This window comes from Gemmata algarum (assembly GCF_034097035.1).
Lineage (GTDB): Bacteria > Planctomycetota > Planctomycetia > Gemmatales > Gemmataceae > Gemmata > Gemmata algarum.
Genome location: NZ_JAXBLV010000239.1, coordinates 1 through 18,931 on the forward strand (window position 1 = coordinate 1; position 18,931 = coordinate 18,931).

General features: G+C 65.9%; 14 protein-coding genes and 1 other RNA gene. 8 read left to right on the forward strand and 7 right to left on the reverse strand.

The features are described 5' to 3' along the window. Positions 1-116 precede the first annotated feature (116 nt). The 5 genes from rpoC (at position 117) to R5W23_RS30405 (ending at position 8,501) form a co-directional block, all read left to right on the forward strand. Complete coding sequence (gene rpoC / locus R5W23_RS30385; protein WP_261186539.1) at positions 117-4,511, forward strand: DNA-directed RNA polymerase subunit beta'; 4,395 nt, start codon at positions 117-119, stop codon at positions 4,509-4,511. A 156-nt stretch (positions 4,512-4,667) separates the two neighbouring features. After that, positions 4,668-5,042, forward strand: a complete 375-nt coding sequence (gene rpsL, locus R5W23_RS30390; protein WP_010040267.1) for a 30S ribosomal protein S12 — start codon at positions 4,668-4,670, stop codon at positions 5,040-5,042. A 180-nt stretch (positions 5,043-5,222) separates the two neighbouring features. Continuing rightward, positions 5,223-5,699 carry a 30S ribosomal protein S7 gene (rpsG, locus tag R5W23_RS30395; RefSeq protein ID WP_261186538.1) on the forward strand — a complete coding sequence of 159 codons (477 nt, stop codon included), beginning with the start codon at positions 5,223-5,225 and terminating at the stop codon, positions 5,697-5,699. A 170-nt stretch (positions 5,700-5,869) separates the two neighbouring features. Then, complete coding sequence (locus tag R5W23_RS30400) at positions 5,870-7,993, forward strand: elongation factor G (protein ID WP_320689629.1); 2,124 nt, start codon at positions 5,870-5,872, stop codon at positions 7,991-7,993. 85 nt (positions 7,994-8,078) lie between these two features. Continuing rightward, positions 8,079-8,501 carry a methylglyoxal synthase gene (locus R5W23_RS30405; protein WP_320689630.1) on the forward strand — a complete coding sequence of 141 codons (423 nt, stop codon included), beginning with the start codon at positions 8,079-8,081 and terminating at the stop codon, positions 8,499-8,501. A 42-nt stretch (positions 8,502-8,543) separates the two neighbouring features. Here the strand turns inward: R5W23_RS30405 and R5W23_RS30410 are convergent, their stop codons facing one another. The 6 genes from R5W23_RS30410 to R5W23_RS30435 all read right to left on the reverse strand — a co-directional run bounded on the left by R5W23_RS30410 (position 8,544) and on the right by R5W23_RS30435 (position 13,196). After that, positions 8,544-9,350, reverse strand: coding sequence for an ABC transporter permease (locus R5W23_RS30410; protein WP_320689631.1), 807 nt, complete (start codon positions 9,348-9,350; stop codon positions 8,544-8,546). Next, positions 9,347-10,189, reverse strand: coding sequence for a molybdate ABC transporter substrate-binding protein (gene modA, locus R5W23_RS30415; protein WP_320689632.1), 843 nt, complete (start codon positions 10,187-10,189; stop codon positions 9,347-9,349). The genes R5W23_RS30410 and modA overlap by 4 nt, the downstream gene beginning before the upstream one ends. A gap of 70 nt (positions 10,190-10,259) precedes the next feature. Next, a complete protein-coding gene (locus R5W23_RS30420; protein ID WP_320689633.1) occupies positions 10,260-11,279 on the reverse strand; it encodes a hypothetical protein in 1,020 nt (339 codons plus the stop codon). A 16-nt stretch (positions 11,280-11,295) separates the two neighbouring features. Next, a complete protein-coding gene (locus tag R5W23_RS30425) occupies positions 11,296-11,661 on the reverse strand; it encodes a DoxX family protein (protein ID WP_261186530.1) in 366 nt (121 codons plus the stop codon). Between the two features lie 33 nt (positions 11,662-11,694). Next, positions 11,695-12,528, reverse strand: a complete 834-nt coding sequence (locus R5W23_RS30430) for an SPL family radical SAM protein (protein ID WP_320689634.1) — start codon at positions 12,526-12,528, stop codon at positions 11,695-11,697. 272 nt (positions 12,529-12,800) lie between these two features. After that, positions 12,801-13,196, reverse strand: coding sequence for a hypothetical protein (locus R5W23_RS30435; protein WP_320689635.1), 396 nt, complete (start codon positions 13,194-13,196; stop codon positions 12,801-12,803). 448 nt (positions 13,197-13,644) lie between these two features. Between R5W23_RS30435 and R5W23_RS30440 the strand changes: the two genes are divergently transcribed. From R5W23_RS30440 to R5W23_RS30450, 3 genes are all read left to right on the forward strand, one after another. Beyond that, entirely contained in the window at positions 13,645-15,693 is a 2,049-nt protein-coding gene (locus tag R5W23_RS30440) for a PrkA family serine protein kinase (RefSeq protein ID WP_320689636.1), read from the forward strand. Positions 15,694-15,786: 93 nt separating this feature from the next. Then, positions 15,787-15,882: signal recognition particle sRNA small type (gene ffs / locus R5W23_RS30445), an RNA gene on the forward strand. 454 nt (positions 15,883-16,336) lie between these two features. Next, positions 16,337-17,233 carry a type II secretion system protein gene (locus R5W23_RS30450; RefSeq protein ID WP_320689637.1) on the forward strand — a complete coding sequence of 299 codons (897 nt, stop codon included), beginning with the start codon at positions 16,337-16,339 and terminating at the stop codon, positions 17,231-17,233. Positions 17,234-18,305: 1,072 nt separating this feature from the next. Here the strand turns inward: R5W23_RS30450 and R5W23_RS30455 are convergent. Then, complete coding sequence (locus R5W23_RS30455) at positions 18,306-18,686, reverse strand: TIGR03066 family protein (RefSeq protein ID WP_261186523.1); 381 nt, start codon at positions 18,684-18,686, stop codon at positions 18,306-18,308. Between the last annotated feature and the right edge of the window lie 245 nt (positions 18,687-18,931).

Consider the following 18,931-nt stretch of genomic DNA (forward strand, 5'->3'; position numbering starts at 1 on the left):
GGGCCGCCCCCCCCGGCGGCCCCCCCCCCCCCCCGCCCCCGCGGGGGGGGGCGCCCCCGACAATCCGCCGTGAAATCGCCAATCATAAATCTGGACTTTGAAATACAAGGTGAACCATGAGCACCGCCCCTAACAGCAAGACCGCCCCCGCCGCCGACGCCTCCGAGGGCACCAGCTACGAGCGGATCAACGACTTCGGGGCGGTGCGCATCTCGCTCGCCAGCCCGCAGGACATCCACTCGTGGTCGCACGGCGAGGTGAAGAAGCCCGAGACCATCAACTACCGCACCTACCGCCCGGAAAAGGACGGGCTGTTCTGCGAGAAGATCTTCGGGCCGGAGAAGGACTGGGAGTGCTCCTGCGGCAAGTACCGCGGGATGAAGTACAAGGGGATGATCTGCGACCGGTGCGGCGTGAAGGTGGCGCACTCGCGGGTCCGCCGCAAGCGGATGGGCCACATCGAGCTGGCCGCGCAGGTGGTCCACATCTGGTTCTTCAAGGCCATGCCGTCCCGCCTGGGCACGCTGCTGGACATGAAGACCACCGCCCTGGAAAAGATCATCTACTTCCAGGACTACGTGGTCATCAACCCGGGCGACCCGGAGGTCACCAAGCTCAAGGAGCGCGAGCTCCTCGACGAGGAGAAGTACAAGGAGAAGCGGGCCGAGCTGGGCGACGCGTTCGAAGTGGACATGGGCGCCGAGGCCATCCGCAAGCTGCTGGAGAACCTCAACCTCGTGGACCTCTCCAAGGAGCTGCGCGAGAAGCTCAGCAAGGAGGTGGCCCGCGGCGAGAAGAAGTCGAAGCAGCGCGAGAAGGAGCTGGTCAAGCGGCTCAAAACGGTCGAGGCGCTCCGCGACAGCAGCAACAAGTGCGAGTGGATGGTGCTGGAGTGCATCCCGGTGATCCCGCCGGACCTGCGCCCGCTCGTGCTGCTCGACAGCGGCAACTTCGCGACCTCCGACCTGAACGACCTGTACCGGCGCATCATCAACCGCAACAACCGGCTCAAGAAGCTGGTGGACCTCAACGCGCCGGAGGTGATCATCCGCAACGAGAAGCGGATGCTCCAGCAGTCCGTCGACGCGCTGTTCGACAACAACCGGTGCAAGCGCCCCGTGCTCGGCAGCAGCAACCGGCCGCTGAAGTCGCTGACGGACATGATCAAGGGCAAGCAGGGGCGGTTCCGCGAGAACCTGCTCGGCAAGCGCGTCGACTACTCGGCGCGGTCCGTGATCGTGGTCGGCCCGGAGCTGAAGCTGCACCAGTGCGGGCTACCGAAGAAGATCGCGCTCGAGCTGTTCCAGCCGTTCATCATCCGCCGGCTCAAGGAGCTGAACCACGCCGACACCATCAAGTCGGCCAAGAAGATGCTGGAGCGCAAGGACGACGTGGTGTGGGACATCCTCGAGGAGGTGACCCGCAGCCACCCGGTCATGCTGAACCGGGCGCCGACGCTGCACCGGATGGGCATCCAGGCGTTCGAGCCGGTGCTGATCGAGGGCAACGCGATCCGCATCCACCCGCTCGTGTGTAAGGGCTTCAACGCCGACTTCGACGGCGACCAGATGGCCGTCCACCTGCCGCTCTCGATCGAGGCGCAGGTGGAGGCCACGGTGCTGATGATGTCCACCAACAACATCTTCAGCCCCGCGAACGGCAACCCGATCATCACGCCGTCGCAGGACATCGTGATGGGGTGCTACTACCTCACGGCGTCCCGCGGCAACGAGGACGAGGCGGTCGAGGCGGGCGACGGGATGGTGTTCCACAGCCCGATCGAGCTGTTCCGCGCGCACGCCGAGTCGAAGCTCGGGTACCACGCCAAGATCCGGGTGCGGCTGCCGATCGAGAAGAAGGTGATCTCGGAGGTCAAGGACGAGAAGGGCAACCCGCGCGCGGAGGAGCTGCCGCGGAAGGCCAACGGGCTGGTGCGCACCACCGTCGGGCGGGTGATCTTCAACGACATCCTGCACCCGAAGATGGCGTTCTACGACCTGCCGCTGTCCAGCAAGCACCTCAGCCGCATCATCGCGGACTGCTACCAGGTGCTGGGCCGGCGCGAGACCATCGCGCTGCTGGACCGGATGAAAGAGACCGGGTTCCGGCACGCCACCCGCTCGGGCCTGAGCTTCGCCGCCAGCGACCTGCGGACGCCCGACAACAAGGAGGGCGTGCTCAAGGAGAAGGACAAAGAGGTCGACAAGGTGCGGCGCAACTTCGACCGCGGGATCATCACCGAGACCGAGCGGTACAACAAGGTGATCGACCTGTGGATGGAGGCCCGCGACCTCATCACCAAGCGGATGATGACGGACCTCCGCGACGACCGCCGCAAGGACCAGGTGACCGGGCGGGAGGTGCCGTACCTGAACCCGATCTACCTGATGGCCCACTCGGGCGCCCGCGGCGGCATCGAGCAGATCCGCCAGCTCGCCGGGATGCGCGGGCTGATGGCGAAGCCGAGCGGGGCGATCATCGAGACGCCCATCAAGTCGAACTTCCGCGAGGGGCTGACGGTGCTGGAGTACTTCTCCAGCACCCACGGCGCGCGGAAGGGCCTGGCCGACACCGCGCTCAAGACCGCGGACTCCGGCTACCTCACCCGTAAGCTGGCCGACGTGGCGCAGAACGTGGTCATCACGATGCACGACTGCGGCACCACGCAGGGCATCAGCAAGGGGGTGATGTACAAGGGCGACGAGGTGGACCGCTCGCTGTCGGACGCGATCCGCGGCCGCGTCAGCCGCAGCGAGATCGCCCACCCGACCACCGGCGAGGTGATCCTGGCCGAGAACGAGATGATCACCCCGGGCAAGGCGAAGGAGCTGGAGAAGCTCGGGATCGACAAGATCTCGGTGCGCAGCCCGATGACGTGCCAGGCCCCGCTGGGCGTGTGCCGGCTGTGCTACGGGATGGACCTCGCGACCGGCTCCATCGTCGAGGACGGGATGGCGGTCGGGATCATCGCCGCGCAGTCGATCGGCGAGCCGGGCACCCAGCTCACGATGCGCACGTTCCACATCGGCGGCGCCGCGCAGAGCCGCGGGAACGTGGGCGACAACGAGCACAAGGCCAAGAAGGGCGGGATCGTCCAGCTCGAGCGGATCACGGTGGTCGTCAACGACCAGGGCCAGAGCATCGCGCTGGCGCCGCGCACCGGCGAGGTGCTGATCCTCCGCGGCAAGGACATCGCCGAGCGGTACGGGGTGCCGCACGGGGCCGAGCTGCTGGTGGCCGAGGGCCAGGAGGTGCAGCAGGGGACCGGGCTGGTCAAGTGGGACCCGCACTCGGTGCCGCTCATCGCCGAGGACGGCGGCACCGTCCGGTTCAAGGACATCATCGAGGGCAAGACGGTGCGCCGCGAGACCGACCGGGCCACCGGGGTCGAGCGGTTCACCATCATGGAGCACAAGGGCGACCTGCACCCGCAGATCGTGATCGAGACCGGGCGGGGCAAGGACGACCGGGTGTACTACATCCACGAGCGCGCCAACCTCCAGGTCGTCAACGGCCAGAAGGTGTCGGCCGGGGCGCTGCTCGCGAAGACCCCCCGCGAGGTGTCGCAGACCCAGGACATCACCGGCGGTCTGCCGCGCGTGACCGAACTGTTCGAGGCCCGGCGGCCGCGCAACCCGGCGGTCATGGCCGAGGTGCCCGGCCGGGTCCGCATCGACCCGACCCGGAAGCGCGGCAAGCGGATCATCGAGGTGATCAAGGAGACCGAGGACGGCAAGTCGCTCGGCGAGGCCCGCGAGCACTTGGTCCCGGCCAGCGCCCACATCCGGGTCCACCAGGGCGAGTACGTGACCGAGGGCGACCCGCTGGTCCACGGCCCGCTGGTGCCGCACGACATCCTGAAGATCCGCGGCGAGCAGGAGGTGCAGGAGTACCTGGTGCGCGAGGTGCAGTCGGTGTACCGCTCGCAGCGCGTGGACATCGACGACAAGCACATCGAGATCATCGTCGCGCAGATGCTCCGCAAGGTGAAGGTGACGCTCACCGGCGACACCGGGCTGCTGCCGGGCGTGGTGATGGACAAGTTCGCGTTCCAGGAGGTGAACCGCCGGCTCACCGACGAGTGCGTGCGGGTGGTGAACAAGGGCGACACCGAGCTCATCGAGGGGAAGGTGTACAGCCGCGAGGCGTTCGAGGAGGAGCGCGCCGTCATCGAGAAGGACAAGAAGAAGAAGCAGCCGACGTTCGTGGTGCCGGAGCCGGCCTCGTGCGAGGTGCAGCTCCTCGGGATCACGAAGGCGGCCGTCCAGTCGGACAGCTTCATCAGCGCCGCGAGCTTCCAGGAGACGACCAAGGTGCTCACCGAGGCGGCCCTTGCCAGCAAGGTGGACTACCTCGTCGGCCTGAAGGAGAACGTGATCCTCGGGCACCTGATCCCGGCCGGGACCGGGTTCAAGACGCACCAGGAGGCCGAGGTGAAGGTCAACGTTCCGGGCGCCGAGGGCCGCGCGGCCCCGGTCGAAGAGGTGGCCCCGGACGTGACCGCCGGCTAATGGGGGCCAGGGGGCGGACGGCCGTCGGGGTGCGCGAGCACGGCTGCCGTCCGACCTCCGCCCTCTTTTTCTGAGGGCGCTCTTCCCGGTTGAGGTCGAGCCACTAACATACTATTTCCCGTTCGGCCGGCGCCGACGGTTGAACAGGATTTGCAAATGCCGACGATTAACCAACTGATCAAAAGCCCCCGGGTTCCGCAGCGCTCCAAGCCCAAGCACCCCGCCATGCAAGGGTGCCCGCAGAAGCGTGGCGTTTGCACCGTCGTGAAGACGATGACCCCGAAGAAGCCGAACTCGGCGCTGCGTAAAGTGGCCCGTGTCCGCTTGTCGAACGGCATCGAGGTGACGGCGTATATCCCGGGCGAAGGCCACAACCTGCAAGAGCACTCGATCGTGCTCGTGCGTGGCGGCCGCGTCCGCGACCTGCCGGGCGTCCGCTACCACATCGTCCGCGGTGTGCTCGACTCCCAGGGCGTTACCGACCGTAAACAGGCCCGTTCGAAGTACGGGGCCAAGAAGGAAGGCAAGTAAGCCGGTCTCAGGTCTGAAAGTCGTAAGGTCGCAGGTCTTGGTGACTACGGCCTTCCGTTTCGACTCGTGGCTTGCGGCTGACAGAAGACGGCAGGGACACAAACCGGTCGTACAGTCGGAGATAACCTTCGGTTCTCGACTTTATGACTTTTTGACCTTACGACTTGAGACTGACGAACAATGGGCTCCAAAACTCGTACCGCCAGCTACACGAAGCTCGCTCCGGACACCCGCTACGGGTCCCTCTTCCTGAGCAAGTTCATCAACTGCCTGATGCGCGACGGCAAGAAGTCCGTTGCGACGCGGGTCGTCTACGACGCGCTCGACCAGATCAAGAAGCGCATGCCGGACGCCGACCCGATCCAGGTGTTCACCGAAGCGCTCAACAACATCAAGCCGACGCTGGAAGTGCGGTCCCGGCGCGTCGGTGGTGCGAACTACCAAGTGCCGATGCAGGTGAAGCCGAAGCGGGCCGAAAGCCTCGCGATCCGCTGGGTGCTGGCCGCGATCCGCGCCAAGTCCGGCCGCCCGACCTACCTGCGCCTCGCGGAAGAGCTGATGGCGGCCTACCAGCGCCAGGGCGAAGCGATGGCGAAGCGCGAGCAGACCATCAAGATGGCCGAAGCCAACAAGGCGTTCAGCCACTTCGCCTGGTAAATTCGCGATCAGCGAACAGTGGTCAGTGGGCGGTGCCGTGAACTCGGCGCCGCCCACTGACCACTTTCCTTTTGTCCGCCCGTCCGCGCTGGCTCGCCGGCGTTCCGATCCAGAGTGCGGAGCCTGTAAACTGACCCCTGAGACCTGACACCTGACCCCCTGGTGCTGCGATGGCCAAAGATAAGGGATTCGATCTGACCCGCGTCCGAAACCTCGGGGTCATCGCGCACATCGACGCTGGCAAAACCACCACGACCGAACACCTGCTGTTCTACGCCGCCGCCAAGCACAAACTCGGCGGCGTGGACGAGGGCACGACGGATACCGACTACGACCCGGAAGAGCAGGCGCGCGGGATCACGATTTACTCGGCGTGTGTGCCGTTCGAGTGGGCCGGCCACACGATCAACTTGATCGACACCCCCGGGCACGTGGACTTCACCGCCGAGGTGGAGCGGTCGCTCCGCGTCCTCGACGGCGCGGTGGTGGTGTTCGACGGGCAGAAGGGCGTGGAGGCACAGTCCGAAACCGTGTGGCGGCAGGCGAACCGGTACGGCGTGCCGCGGCTCGTGTTTGTCAACAAGATGGACGTGGTCGGGGCGAACTTCGCGCGCACCCTGGAGTCGGTCAACTCCCGGCTCACTCCGAACCCTGAAGAGCAGGGGCGCCCGGTCCCGATCGTGATCCCCATCGGGAGCGGGGGGCCGGCGGACAGCCGCACGCCGTTCGGCGGGGTGATTGACCTCATCGAGATGAAGGCGAAGTTCTTCGACGCTGGCGATCTGGGCAAAACGGTACGTGTAGCCGACATTCCCGAAGACAGCCTGCTCGAGGCCCAGGAGTACCGCGAGAAGCTGTTCGACGCGCTCACTGCCCACGACGAGAAGGACCTGATCACCTCGGTCGTGCTGGACGGCAAAGACCCCGATCCCGTGAAGGTGCGGCAACTGGTGCGCGAACAGTGCCTCGCGCGCAAGATTTACCCCGTTCTGGCCGGGAGCGGGCGCGAACACATCGGCATCCAGCCGCTGCTCGACGCGGTAACCCTGTACCTGCCAAGCCCCTTCGATCGGCCGCCGGTGACGGGTACCGACCCCAAGGGGAAGAAGGAGCAGAAGCGGAAGCCGGACCCGAAGGAGCCGTTCTGCGGACTGGTGTTCAAGGCCGCGTGGCACCCGAGCGGGAACCGGTTCTTCGTGCGGGTCTACTCCGGGATGATGAAGCCCAACATGCGGGCGTTCAACCCGGGCAAGGACGCGAAGGAGAACGTGGCGAAACTCTTCCACGTTCACGCCGACCCGGCGCGCGGGCTCGAGGAGGTGGAGTCCGGCCCCGCGGGCGACATCGTGTGCGTCGTCGGGCTGAAAGACACCGTTACCGGTGACACGCTCTGCGAGACCGCGCACCCGATCCTGCTGGAGGCGATCACGTTCGCCGAGGCGGTGGTCAGCCAGTCCATCGAACCCGAGAGCGGCGGGGACAAGGATAAGCTCGCGCTGGCGCTGGAGGTGCTGCAACTCGAAGACCCGACGTTCAAAGTCCGCGCCGACAAGGACACCGGGCAGACGCTGATGAGCGGGATGGGGACGCTCCACTTGGAAGTGAAGCGGCACCGGCTCGAACGCGATTTCCGCCTGAAGGTGCGCGCCGGCAAGCCGCGGGTGAGCTACCGCGAGATGCTCAAAGACCCGCGCACCCTCGACATTCGGGTGGATCGCCTCGGCGACAAGCCCGCGTTCGCGGAGCTGAAGGTGTCGTTCACCAACTTCAAGACCGAGAGACCGGTGGGGGTGTTCAACGCGGTGCCCGCCGAGAACCCGACGCCGATCGCGTTCCTGGCGGCGGCCGAGAAAACGCTGGCGGACCTGCTCCAGACCGGCGAAATGGGTTACCCGATGATGAACGCCCAGGCGCGCATCATCGACGCCAAGTTCGACCCGCAACTCTCGACCGAGGACGCGTTCATCAACGCCGCCGTCCGTGCCTACCGGCAGGCGACCGAGGGGAACGTGCAGTTGCTCGAACCGATCATGAAGGTGACGGTATCGACCCCGCTTTCGTTCGTGGGCAACATCACCGGCGACATGGCGCGGCGGCGGGCGCAGATCGAGTCGCAGGACACCGGCTCGGCGGGCGACATGGCAGAAGTGGTCGCGACGGTGCCGCTGTCGGAACTGTTCACATACGCCAACGAGGTCCGGAGCTTGAGTCAGGGCCGAGCAGCAATGAGTATGGAGCCGCACAGCTACGCCGAAGCGCCCGCATCGGTGCTGAAGCAACTGTTGGGAGAGTAACGAGCGTTCGACTCCACCGGAGCGAAGCGGCCCCGCGATAAACAATAGCCCCGCGCCCGTCCCGCCCGCTCACGGAGCCAGTCGGATGCCCACGGTAACCGTCCCGGCCCGCAAGCGCATCGCGATCGTTGCGCACGACAACAAAAAGCCCGAACTGCTGACTTGGGTGGCGGCCCGGCGCGACCTGCTCGTCGCGCACGAACTGTTCGGCACCGGCACGACGGGCAAACTCGTGGCCGAGAGACTCGGGCTCCCGGTTCACCGGTTCCTGTCCGGCCCGCTCGGGGGCGATCAGCAGATCGGTGCGTTCATCGCGGAACTGAAACTCGACGCGCTCATTTTCTTCTGGGACCCGCTGGAAGCGCAGCCGCACGACCCCGACGTGAAGGCACTCATTCGCGTGGCGGTGGTGTGGAACATTCCGGTCGCGTGCAACGAGGCGACGGCCGACCACTTGCTCACGTCGCCGCTGATGGCGACGGAATACGCCCGCACCGTTCCGGTGTGACGCGGCGGTTGTCCGCCACTCAAGGTCGCTTCTTCACCCCCCTTAAACGCGAAGGCCGAACGCGCGGGTGAGCGCGAGTACGCCGACGGCGACCGCGATCATCAGCAGTGACACCGCGAGTGCGGCTTCCAGGTTCCCCACGCTCAGTTCCAGAAACACACTCGTCGAAAGCACCTCGGTCCGCATCCGGGTGGCTCCACAGAACACCAGGATCGGGCCGAACTCGCCGAGCGCCCGCGCCCAGGCGAGGGTGAACGCCGCCAGCACCCCGCGCCGGGCCTCGGGAAGCGTCACCCGCCAGAACGCCTGCGCCCGTCCGCAGCCGAGCGTCAGGGCGATCTGTTCCGCCCGCGGGTCGATTTGATCGAACGTGGTGCGCATCGCGCGCGCCGCGAATGCGGCGGACACCGCCGCCTGCGCCAGCACCACCCCCGGCACCGCGTAGGTGACCGCGAAAACGTGCGTCTGGAACCACACGCCCGGTGCGGTCTGGAACAGAATGAGCAGGCTCAGCCCGACGACCAGCGGCGGTAGCAAGATCGGCACGTCGAGGAGCAGGTCGACCGCGCCGCGGCCCCAGAACCGGGTACGCGATAGCAGATAGCCGAGCGGCACCCCGACCCACACCGAAATGATCGCCGCCGCAGAGCAACTCAGGAGGCTCAGCCCCACGGCGCTGCGGATCTGTGGCGACCGGAACGCCCGGCCGATGTCGCCCGTTGAGGTGCGCGTGAGGTCGGCCGCGAGGAGTGCCACAATGAGCGCGACATACAACCCACCGAGTAACCCGAGCGCGAGGTAGAAGATCCGGTCCGAGCGCGGAACCGGGTCGGGAAGGGGAGGGCTCACGGGTGAGGCCTCCGCAAACGGGAGCTGATTCCGCCCGCCTGTTCTTCGACCTGAAACCCGAACTCGCGGAACCGTACCAGACCGCGATTCGGATCGGTGATGTGACTCATGAGTGCTCGCGCGGCTTCCGGGTCGCGCGACTGCGACAGAAGGGCGACCTCGACGCGCCCCGTTACCGGCGCGAGTTCCGGAAGCGCCAGCACGCGCTGGCCGCGGTAGGCCGGCGCGGCGGCGACCGCGTCCCACACGACCGCGGCGTCGGCGCTTCCGAGGCGGGCGGCGTTGGCGGCCTCTGTGACACTGCCGGTGTCAACCGCACGGGGGGCGAGCGCCGCCCAGCGCCCGGTTTCGGCGAGGTGCTCGCGCGTCAGCTTTCCGACCGCTGCGCCGGGGTTTGGAACTGCGACTTTTACCCCGTCGCGGAGCAGATCGGCCCACTCCGCGAGGTTCTTCGGATTGTCTTTCGTGAGCAGCACGACGGCGCGCATGTGTGCGATGCGTGCGGATTCGGTCACGAGCCCGAGTTCGCGCGCTTGGCGAATGTAGCTGTCATCGGCCGGAATGAAGAGGTCGGCGGGCTCTCCGGGCGCGGGGAGCCGGACTTTCGTGAGGATGTCTTCTGACGGGCCGATGCGCAGTTCGACCTGCCGACCGGTTTCGCGCCCGTAGTCGGCCGCAATGACTTCGAGCGGCAATCGGCTGGTCGGGGCGGCGTATACGATTAGCGGTTGTGTAGGAGCGTTGGGGACCGGGCGCTCGCGCCACCACAACCCGCCGATCAGCGCCGCGAGGGCGATCAGAGATCCGACCGCGATCGGGGTTGTGGAGTTGGTACGCACCGCAGGAACGCTCTACTTCGGTCGCCGGGCCGCGTGGCTGTTTCTGGAGGTGTATGAACTTTCGCTGTCTTCAGCGTGCGGCCCGGCTGATGCGGTCGAGCCACGCCGCTACCCGCTCGCGTGGCAGCACTTCAACGACCGTGACTCGCGAGCGCAGCGCGTCGTGGATGTTGGCGAAGAAGTTACTGTCCCACGAGCGCGAGCCGAGCACCGGCGGACCGAGAACGATGATCCGCTGGTCGTCGAGTTGTGGAATGTCGCTGGGGCTTCCTTCGACCGGGAGGGCCGCGAGGGCACTGACGGCATCTCCGGGGGGCGCGAACCACGGGGCGAAATTGAACCGGGCGTGATCGACCAGCAACTGCTCGTGAGGGTACTCGCCGGTGGCGACCGCGACGACTTCGTCGTCGATCGCTTCGCCCGTGAGGTGGCCGCCACCCAGGAGCGCCGCCTGGAGAAGTGTGAACAGGTGCCCGTTGGTGTTCACGGCCTCCAGTGCGACCCGAAACCCTTTGCCCTCGTCCGGAACCAGAACGAGCAGTTCGACCCCGTCCACGAAACCGAGTACCTGAGCGACGAAGTCGGCCTCGCGGTGTTCCTTGCGGAGAGACTCCACGCCGGCCACGATGTCCGGGTTCGCCCGTGCGGCCTGTCGGAACGCCGCGCCGCGACACAGGACGGCCATCGTCGCGAGCAGCAGGAACGTCAGTCCGCTCCGGGCTCGGAGGGCGTCTGGGTCGGCGTCAAATGTGGCGCCCGCCGCCCGCCGGGCGAGCGCGAGGTGCCGCGGCAGCGCGGCCAGGAGGTGCGGCGCGACGAGCGCCGCGGGGACGCCTTGCTCCACGAGCGAACCGCAGTTCAGCGCGAGCGCGGACACGCGAAACGGGTCGCCGGCGCGGAGCAGGGAGGCCATCTCCGGGACGAACGTGTCCCACTCCTCTTTCGTTAGGAGGGATGGAAGGAATCGGACGAGTTGGGGGAAGGGCGGGGCGGAGAAGATTTCTCCGGGCTCCGTTCGGATGTCGTGCGCGGTTGTCGGTCGGTTGACGTATTCGGCGAGCGCGGCGAGTACGGTGGCGCGATCAGGCATTTGGCGACTCCAACAGTTACCGGCGCGTGAACCAGTACGCCCACGCGATAAGCAGTGCCTGGAACGGGAGCCGCGCCCACAGCGCCGCCGGAGGGATGTTCGGAAACGCGTCCGGGTTCAGTGCCATGTGGACGTTGGCCGGGAACACCGCGACCAGCAGAGCGATCAGCCCCCACGCCGCGGCGCGTTGGAGGCGGGGGACCAGCAACCCCACCCCGCCGAGGATCTCGAACACGCCACTGACCAGCACCAGTTCGTAGTGCCACGGCAGGTACGGTGGCATGATCTTGACGTAAAAGTCCGGGCTGACGAAGTGGTTCACCCCGGCCGCGACGAACAGTAGAGCGAGTACCCACTTCGCAACCGGCTTCAGCGCGGGCATCGTACCTCCGTCGCGAACGGGGCGACACGCAGGTTAATCAAATAGTTTTGCAACGGGGACGGCAACCGGTGCCTCGGCCGCGGGCGGCGGGAAGAAGCCGCTTTCGCCCTCGAACACGCGCACGCCGTGCCGGAGGCGGTTCACGAACCGGCGGTAGTCCGCCGGCCCCCAGCCGATTTCCGCGAGCAGCCCGCGCGCGGTCGCGCCGGTGTCCGCACCGAACCGCCCGCCGGCGTCGTGGAAGTCCTGACACACCACCACATCGGGTTTGAAGTCCGCAATGCGCCGCGCGAACGTGTCCACGTTCTCGATGGGCAAAGTCGGGGTCACACACACGCCGACACCGATGCCCGCGTCCTTGAGTTGCTGCACCGCGTCCCAGCGGCTCTCCAGCGGCGGCGCCTTGGGCTCGAACTGCTGCCGCACGCGCTCCGAGTCGGTCGGGATCGACACGTTCACGCGGAGCGAGCGGAAGCCCTTCAGCACGTCGATGTCGCGCACGACGAGCGGGCCGCGGGTCTGGATCGTGAGCCGCGGCTGGTGCGGGAGCAGCGCCTCCAGAATGCCGCGCGTCAGCATCAGGCTCCGCTCGGCGGGTTGGTACGGGTCGGTCACGCTCGACAGGTACACCGGCTGCCCGGCCACCTTCGGCGCCTGCTTCTCGGCGAGCGCCGCGGCGTTCTTCTTGGCGGTGATCCACTTCCCCCATTCGTTCGCGGGGCGGCGGTTCTGTGGCAGGAAGGCGGCATAACAGTAACTACATCCAAACGTGCATCCGACATAAGGGTTGCAGGTCCACTCGAACCCGCCGCGGCGGATGAACCCGGTCGCGGGCGAAAAAATCGACCTGGACTCGATCAGCTCCATCGCGGGAGACCTCGGTGGTGTTGGGCTCGGAGCGCGGCGCGGGCCGCGCCCGGCAAGACGTGTATACCTGTCAACTGAACGGGCGTCAATCGGCGAGGCGGTGGGAACGCGCCGGCGAAGGCGTTAGATGCGGTGCGACCGGCAGAGGTTCGCACCTGGGGCGCAACTGAAGTGGTTCGGAGCGGGTAAAAATGTCAAAGCCCGAGCGCACCTCGCTCGGGCTTCGTGACGCAAACGGGTTGAGCGGACGCGATCCGGCTTTCGTGCAACGGTCACATCGGCTTGGGCGGGATCAAGGGGATCGGCCCCTGGTTGCTGGCGGGCGGGAACGCCGGCGCCGTCCCCGGGACTGCGGGGAGTTCCGGCAGTTTGATGTTCGGCGTTTGAGTCGGGGCGACCACCGGACCCGGGGTGCCGCCGGGAGCGGTTTGCGGCGCGGCGGTCTTCGCGTCCTGCGCGGCTTTATCGACGTGGTTGCCGATCACCGCGCCGACGTTCTTGAAGATCTCCGACGAGTCGGTGCTCACCTTCTTGGTGTCCACATCCGCGGTGATCTGGAGGTTCCCGTCGGTGTTCTTGGCGACGTTCAGCTTGTACCAGCCCATGTACCAGCCGACCCCGCCGAACCCGAGCACCGCCAACCCGAATAGCGCAAGCAGATTCCGCATAGCAACGCCTCCTTACGTGGACGTGGACCCGAGTGCCCGGACATTATTCGCCGGGCGTGTCCGGGAGTCTACGTTACCGGATCGATTCGCGCAAGCCGAGTTGCGCGCAGGCCCCTTGACTACTTGGATGGGGACACGGCGTTGCGGTAGAATGGGGCGGCAAATTGGGGCCGTCGGCCCGGGTACGGGATTGCGGGGGGGCGGGGGACCGGTTACCCTGGTCTGAGCCGTTCGCCCAGCCTCACGGCTCCGGGCCGCCCTGGTGCGGCCTTTCCCGTTCTCGCCACGGTTCCGCGACCGCTCCGGGTTGCACCGGGCACAGAAACCGAGCGCGAGCCCCCTTGCTGCGAACCGGGGCGCCGCCGAGCGGTGTCAGCTTTTTGGCGCGGTTCCCGGCGGCGCCTGCGGGCGCCTCCCCCCGCCCAGCCCACGGAGGTTAACTTCACCCATGGCCACAGCCACGGCGATCCTGGATACCTTGCGGACCCAGCTCGACACCACCGAGTACAAGAAGTTGCACTGGGAGGGGTCGTTCACCGACTACCTCAACATCGTGCTGGAGCACCCGGGCGTCACCCGCACCGCGTACCAGCGGTTGTACGACATGATTCTGTCGCACGGCGTCGAGGACGTGTACGAGAACAAGGACAAGCTCCCGCGCTACAAGTTCTTCACCGACTTCGCGAGCCGCCACGGCGACGGCATCTACGGCCTCGACCGTTCGCTCATGCAGCTCGTGAACACGTTCAAGAGCGCCGCACTGGGCTACGGCACCGAGCGCCGGGTGATCCTGCTGCACGGCCCGGTCGGCAGCGCCAAGAGCACCATCGCGCGGCTGCTCAAGCGCGGCCTGGAAGAGTACAGCCGCACCGACGCGGGCCAACTGTTCAGCTTCTCCTGGAAGAACGCCGACGGCAGCGGGTGGACCAAGGACCCGATGCACGGCGAGCCGCTGCAACTCGTCCCCGAGGAGCACCGCGGCCAAGTGCTCACGATGCTCAACGACCAGTCCAAGAAACCGCACCAGTACGAGATCAAGATCAAGGGCGACCTCAGCCCGTACTCGCGGTTCGAGTACAAGAACCGGCTCGCCAAGTACGACGGCGACTGGCTCAAGATGCTCGCCAACGAGATCCGCGTGTACCGGCTGGTGCTCTCTGAGAAGGACCGGATCGGGATCGGCACGTTCCAGCCGAAGGACGAGAAGAACCAGGACAGCACCGAGCTGACCGGGGACATCAACTACCGCAAGATCGCGGAGTACGGGTCGGACTCGGACCCGCGGGCGTTCAACTTCGACGGCGAGCTGAACATCGCCAACCGCGGCATCGTCGAGTTCATCGAGGTGCTGAAGCTGGACGTGGCGTTCCTGTACGACCTGCTGGGGGCGTCCCAGGAGCACAAGATCAAGCCGAAGAAGTTCGCGCAGACGGACATCGACGAGGTGATCCTCGGCCACACCAACGAGCCCGAGTACAAGCGGCTCCAGAACAACGAGTTCATGGAGGCGCTGCGGGACCGGACGGTGAAGATCGACATCCCCTACGTCACCCGCCTGCGGGACGAGGTGAAGATCTACGAGAAGGACTTCAACTCGGACAAGGTGCGGGGCAAGCACATCGCCCCGCACACGGTCGAGGTGGCGGCGATGTGGGCGGTGCTGACGCGGCTGAACCCGCCCAAGCACGCCTCGCTGAGCGTGCTCCAGAAGATGAAGCTGTACAACGGCAAGACGCTGCCCGGGTTCACCGAGGACAACGTCATCGAGCTGAAGCGGGACGCGCTCCACGAGGGGATGCTCGGCATTAGCCCCCGGTACATTCAGGACAAGATCTCGAACGCGCTGGTCGCCCACCCGACCGAGGACAACATCAACCCCTTCATGGTGATGAAGGAGCTGGACGAGGGGCTCCGCAACCACTCGCTCATCAAGGACGAGGACCAGTACCGCCACTACAAGGAACTGCTCTCGGTGGTGCGCGAGGAGTACGAGGACATCGTGAAGAACGAGGTCCAGCGAGCCATCGCCGCGGACGAGGACGCGCTCATCCGCCTGTGCGGCAACTACATGGACAACGTCCGCGCGTACACCCAACGGGAAAAGGTGCGCAACCGCTACACCGGGAACTACGAGGAGCCAGACGAGCGCCTCATGCGGTCGGTGGAAGAGAAGATCGACATCCCGGAGGGGCGCAAGGACGACTTCCGCCGGGAGATCATGAACTACATCGGCGCCCTGGCCATCGACGGCAAGAAGTTCGACTATAAGACCAACGAGCGGCTGCAAAAGGCCCTCGAACTCAAACTGTTCGAGGACCAGAAGGACTCGATCAAGCTCAGCTCGCTGGTCTCGAACGTGGTGGATAAGGCGACCCAAGAAAAGATCGATGTGGTAAAGTCTCGACTCATTCGCAACTACGGCTATAACGAGTCTAGCGCCACCGACGTGTTGAACTTCGTCGCGAGCATTTTTGCCCGCGGCCAGCCGAAGAAATAAGGGCGAATCGAAGGTAAAGGCCAAAGTGTCGGCGAGTTCCGCCTTTTTACCTGTCACTTTGGGCTTGGAGACACCGCTGCCGGGGTTTGGATGGGTGGGGGCCTGACCGACCTGAAGGTGTGAACCTGGTCAGGGCGGAAGCAGCAGCCATAAGCATTGGAGGGTGCGGCTCAGGGCACCCCCATCCTTCCACTCCCCGGCGGCGCGAATACACGAGCCCCGGTGCCTTCCTCAGAAGGCACCGGGGCTCGTTGCATTTCTGAGTCGTGGCCCGGAGTGTGGTCCGCTCGCTCCGCGAGCGGTGCTTCGGGTACTGGCAGCGCTACACCCCGCGCTCTCGGCACGAGGTTGCAACCGCTCGCGGAGCGAGCGGACCACACTCCGGGCCAGGACTCACTTCTGAGCTGCCCCGAAAGCGGCGTTGCGACGCCTTGCCCCAGTATGGCGGGGCCGACCGCTATTGCGACGTGCGTTTCAATTGATTAGTACGACAGCGCAGGGACGCTGCAAGTGCTGTTTCTCACGGCCTTGAGCCGACGAAGAATCAGGACTTACGTCCGCCGCCAGGGCCATGAAACACAGGACTTACGGCGACCCCGCGCTAGCCGGTGAGCGAGGCCGTTCGTGCGCGGGAGAGTAAAGGATGACGATGACGTTCCGGTTGCGCCGTGCGTTCACGCTGATCGAAGTGCTCGTTGTGATCGGCATCCTGGCGGTCCTGTTGGGGCTCCTGCTACCGGCCGTCCAAAAGGTGCGTGCTGCTGCCCAGCGGATGGAAAATGCCAATGCGTTCAAGCAGGTGCTCCTCGCCTCCCACAACTACGCGGGCACCAGCGGCGACCGGTGGGCGAATGTCAACGGCAATCCCGGGCCGATCGTGCCAGTGTCGGTGGTGTGTGCTCTTTCTCCCCACCTCGAAGCGGGCGCAGACTCCCGCCACCCTCCGAAGCTGATTCGATTGCGTTCGGACCCATCACTGCTCCTGCCGATTCCGGAACCGGAGCCCAGGCCGTGGCTCATCCAACCGCCGATTCAGGAGACGGCCACGAGCCTCGCGTTTAACCCGCTCGTGTATTCGGGTCGGCGCGTGCCCGAGTCTGTGCCCGATGGCTTGGCATCAACCATAGCTGCCACCGAGCACTACGGCTTTTGTGGGGCATCGCGGTTCGACTGGTGGCACCTCGCATCGCAGTGCCTTGAATTCCCGTCAGGGGGTACGAGGGGGCAAGTCGTCCCGTGCCCGTCCACGTCGATGACGCGCCGGGCGGCGTTCGCGGACGTGCCGATGTTCCAGGACGTTTCGCCACGGACCTCGTTCGGTCCTGGCGGCTCGGTTTCCGTTGGGAGTGTGCCGCTCACGTTTCAAGTTCGGCCGGCGCCGGACCAGTGCGACCCGCAGATTCCGCAGTCGTCCCTGCCGGGCGGCATCTTGTGCGGTTTCGCCGACGGGAGCGTGCGGTTCGTCGGTCAGAGCGTCAGTGAGGCGACGTTCTGGGGTGCGGTTACTCCCGACAAGGGAGAAGTCGTTGCGCTGGACTGATCCCGGCCGTAGTGATGCGGCGGTCCGGTTTAGTGGTCTCATCCCTCCGCGATCCGGTTGAGACGTGTCGGCACCGGAGCGCAGCACCAACTCGAACCGATTGGAATTGGGTTGAAGATGACCCGGAGCCGGTCACCGGCGCGCGTGCCCGTTATCCATTCGTGCCATCAGTACCATAGGGGGCGGCGTTCGTTGACGGGCTCGCGTCGGGCGTCGCGGGCTTCGAGGTGTAACGGGGGGGGACAGTGCCCCCGGACTTGGGGCCGACGGGACAACCGCGGGCGGAAAACGGGCGGATCGCTACCCATCCGCTACCCGTTCCGCTCCCCACGAATCGCCCGCACAATCCGCAGTTGTGGAACGTGAGCCCGGCCGGACGCCGCCACAGGAATGCACGGTCTGGAGTCGTAACAGCATGTGCGATATCGATTTGCGAGATGATGTGATCTGGCGGCCGGCTTCGCTCCCGGCCTGCGGGGCCGGCGCGAGACGCGGGCGCGGACGACCAACGGCCCGCGACGGTAGTCCGGCGCTGCCGGGCCGTTTGAGGGGGCGCCGTCTCCGGGCGGATTTCGCGCCGCCCCTTCACCGGACAACCTGTTTGGCTTCTCCCGGCTCCCGTTCGTCTGGTACGATTCCTGTACGCGGCCGCGCTGGCACGCGCCGAAACCGAGGCGCCACACAACCCCGAGGCACGATTCGCCGTGTGACAGAAAATCGAACAAGACCTGCAACGGTTCCGCAAGCTGGTGCGCGGCAAGGTGAAGAGCAACCTGTTCAAGTACATCAACTGCGGGGAGATGATCGGCAAGAAGGGGAAGGAATTCGTGTCTATCCTGGTGCCGCCCATCAACCTGCGCACCATCCGAAAGTAACCCGGCGGATTGATTTGAACCGGTTCCGTCGCCGCATTTCGCAGTGCTGCGCCGAGTGGTCCCGGCACAATCGGTCTGAATGGCACCGGGTGGCGGTGGCACGCAAACCCGAGAAATGCGAAGTGACCGGCATCGCAACGGGCGCCGGTCACTCTGAATGTGCTCGCGAGTTGTCAACACATCGGGCGGTATACGGTTTACTTGTCGTCCTCTTCAACGCGTTTATAAGTGTCCTTGTTGCCCTTGGCGTCCTTGGTCACAAGGTCGTCTTCGTCCAGTTCCAGAACGGTCAGCGTTTCCTTGTGCTCTTTGCCCCCGCCTTCCATCGTCATGACCAGTTGGTTCCCGGTCAGCTTGTAGGTGCCCTTGATCTGTACGTCTTTTTCGCCCTTCGCCTTCACCGTGATGGTCAGCTTACCGCTCTTCGCGAAGTCCACCACCATCTTGGCGCCGAGTTCCTTGTTCTCGGTTGTCCACTTGCCGACCAAGTGTTTGGCGTCGATCTTGTCGTCCTTGTCGTCTGCGCGCGCCCACCCGCACACCGCCAGCGCCGCCGCGCAACCCAGAACGATTCGCATGAGCCCCTCAGTTAAGGTTTTCGAGTCGGCCGACTTGCGACTCTTCTGGAGTGACCTTGGCACGTGAACGGACATGTTGCAACTGCACGGCCGTCAAAAGGCGCAGCCGGCGCTCGGCCCGGGCGTAAACAATAGGCGGCAACGGATACCTGGGCGCGGCGCCCTTTGTTAAGGCTTTCCTGTGGGCACGCCGGTGCGAACACGCGCGGCAGCGTTATGCGGGGCAGGCTGGCCGCGATTTCACG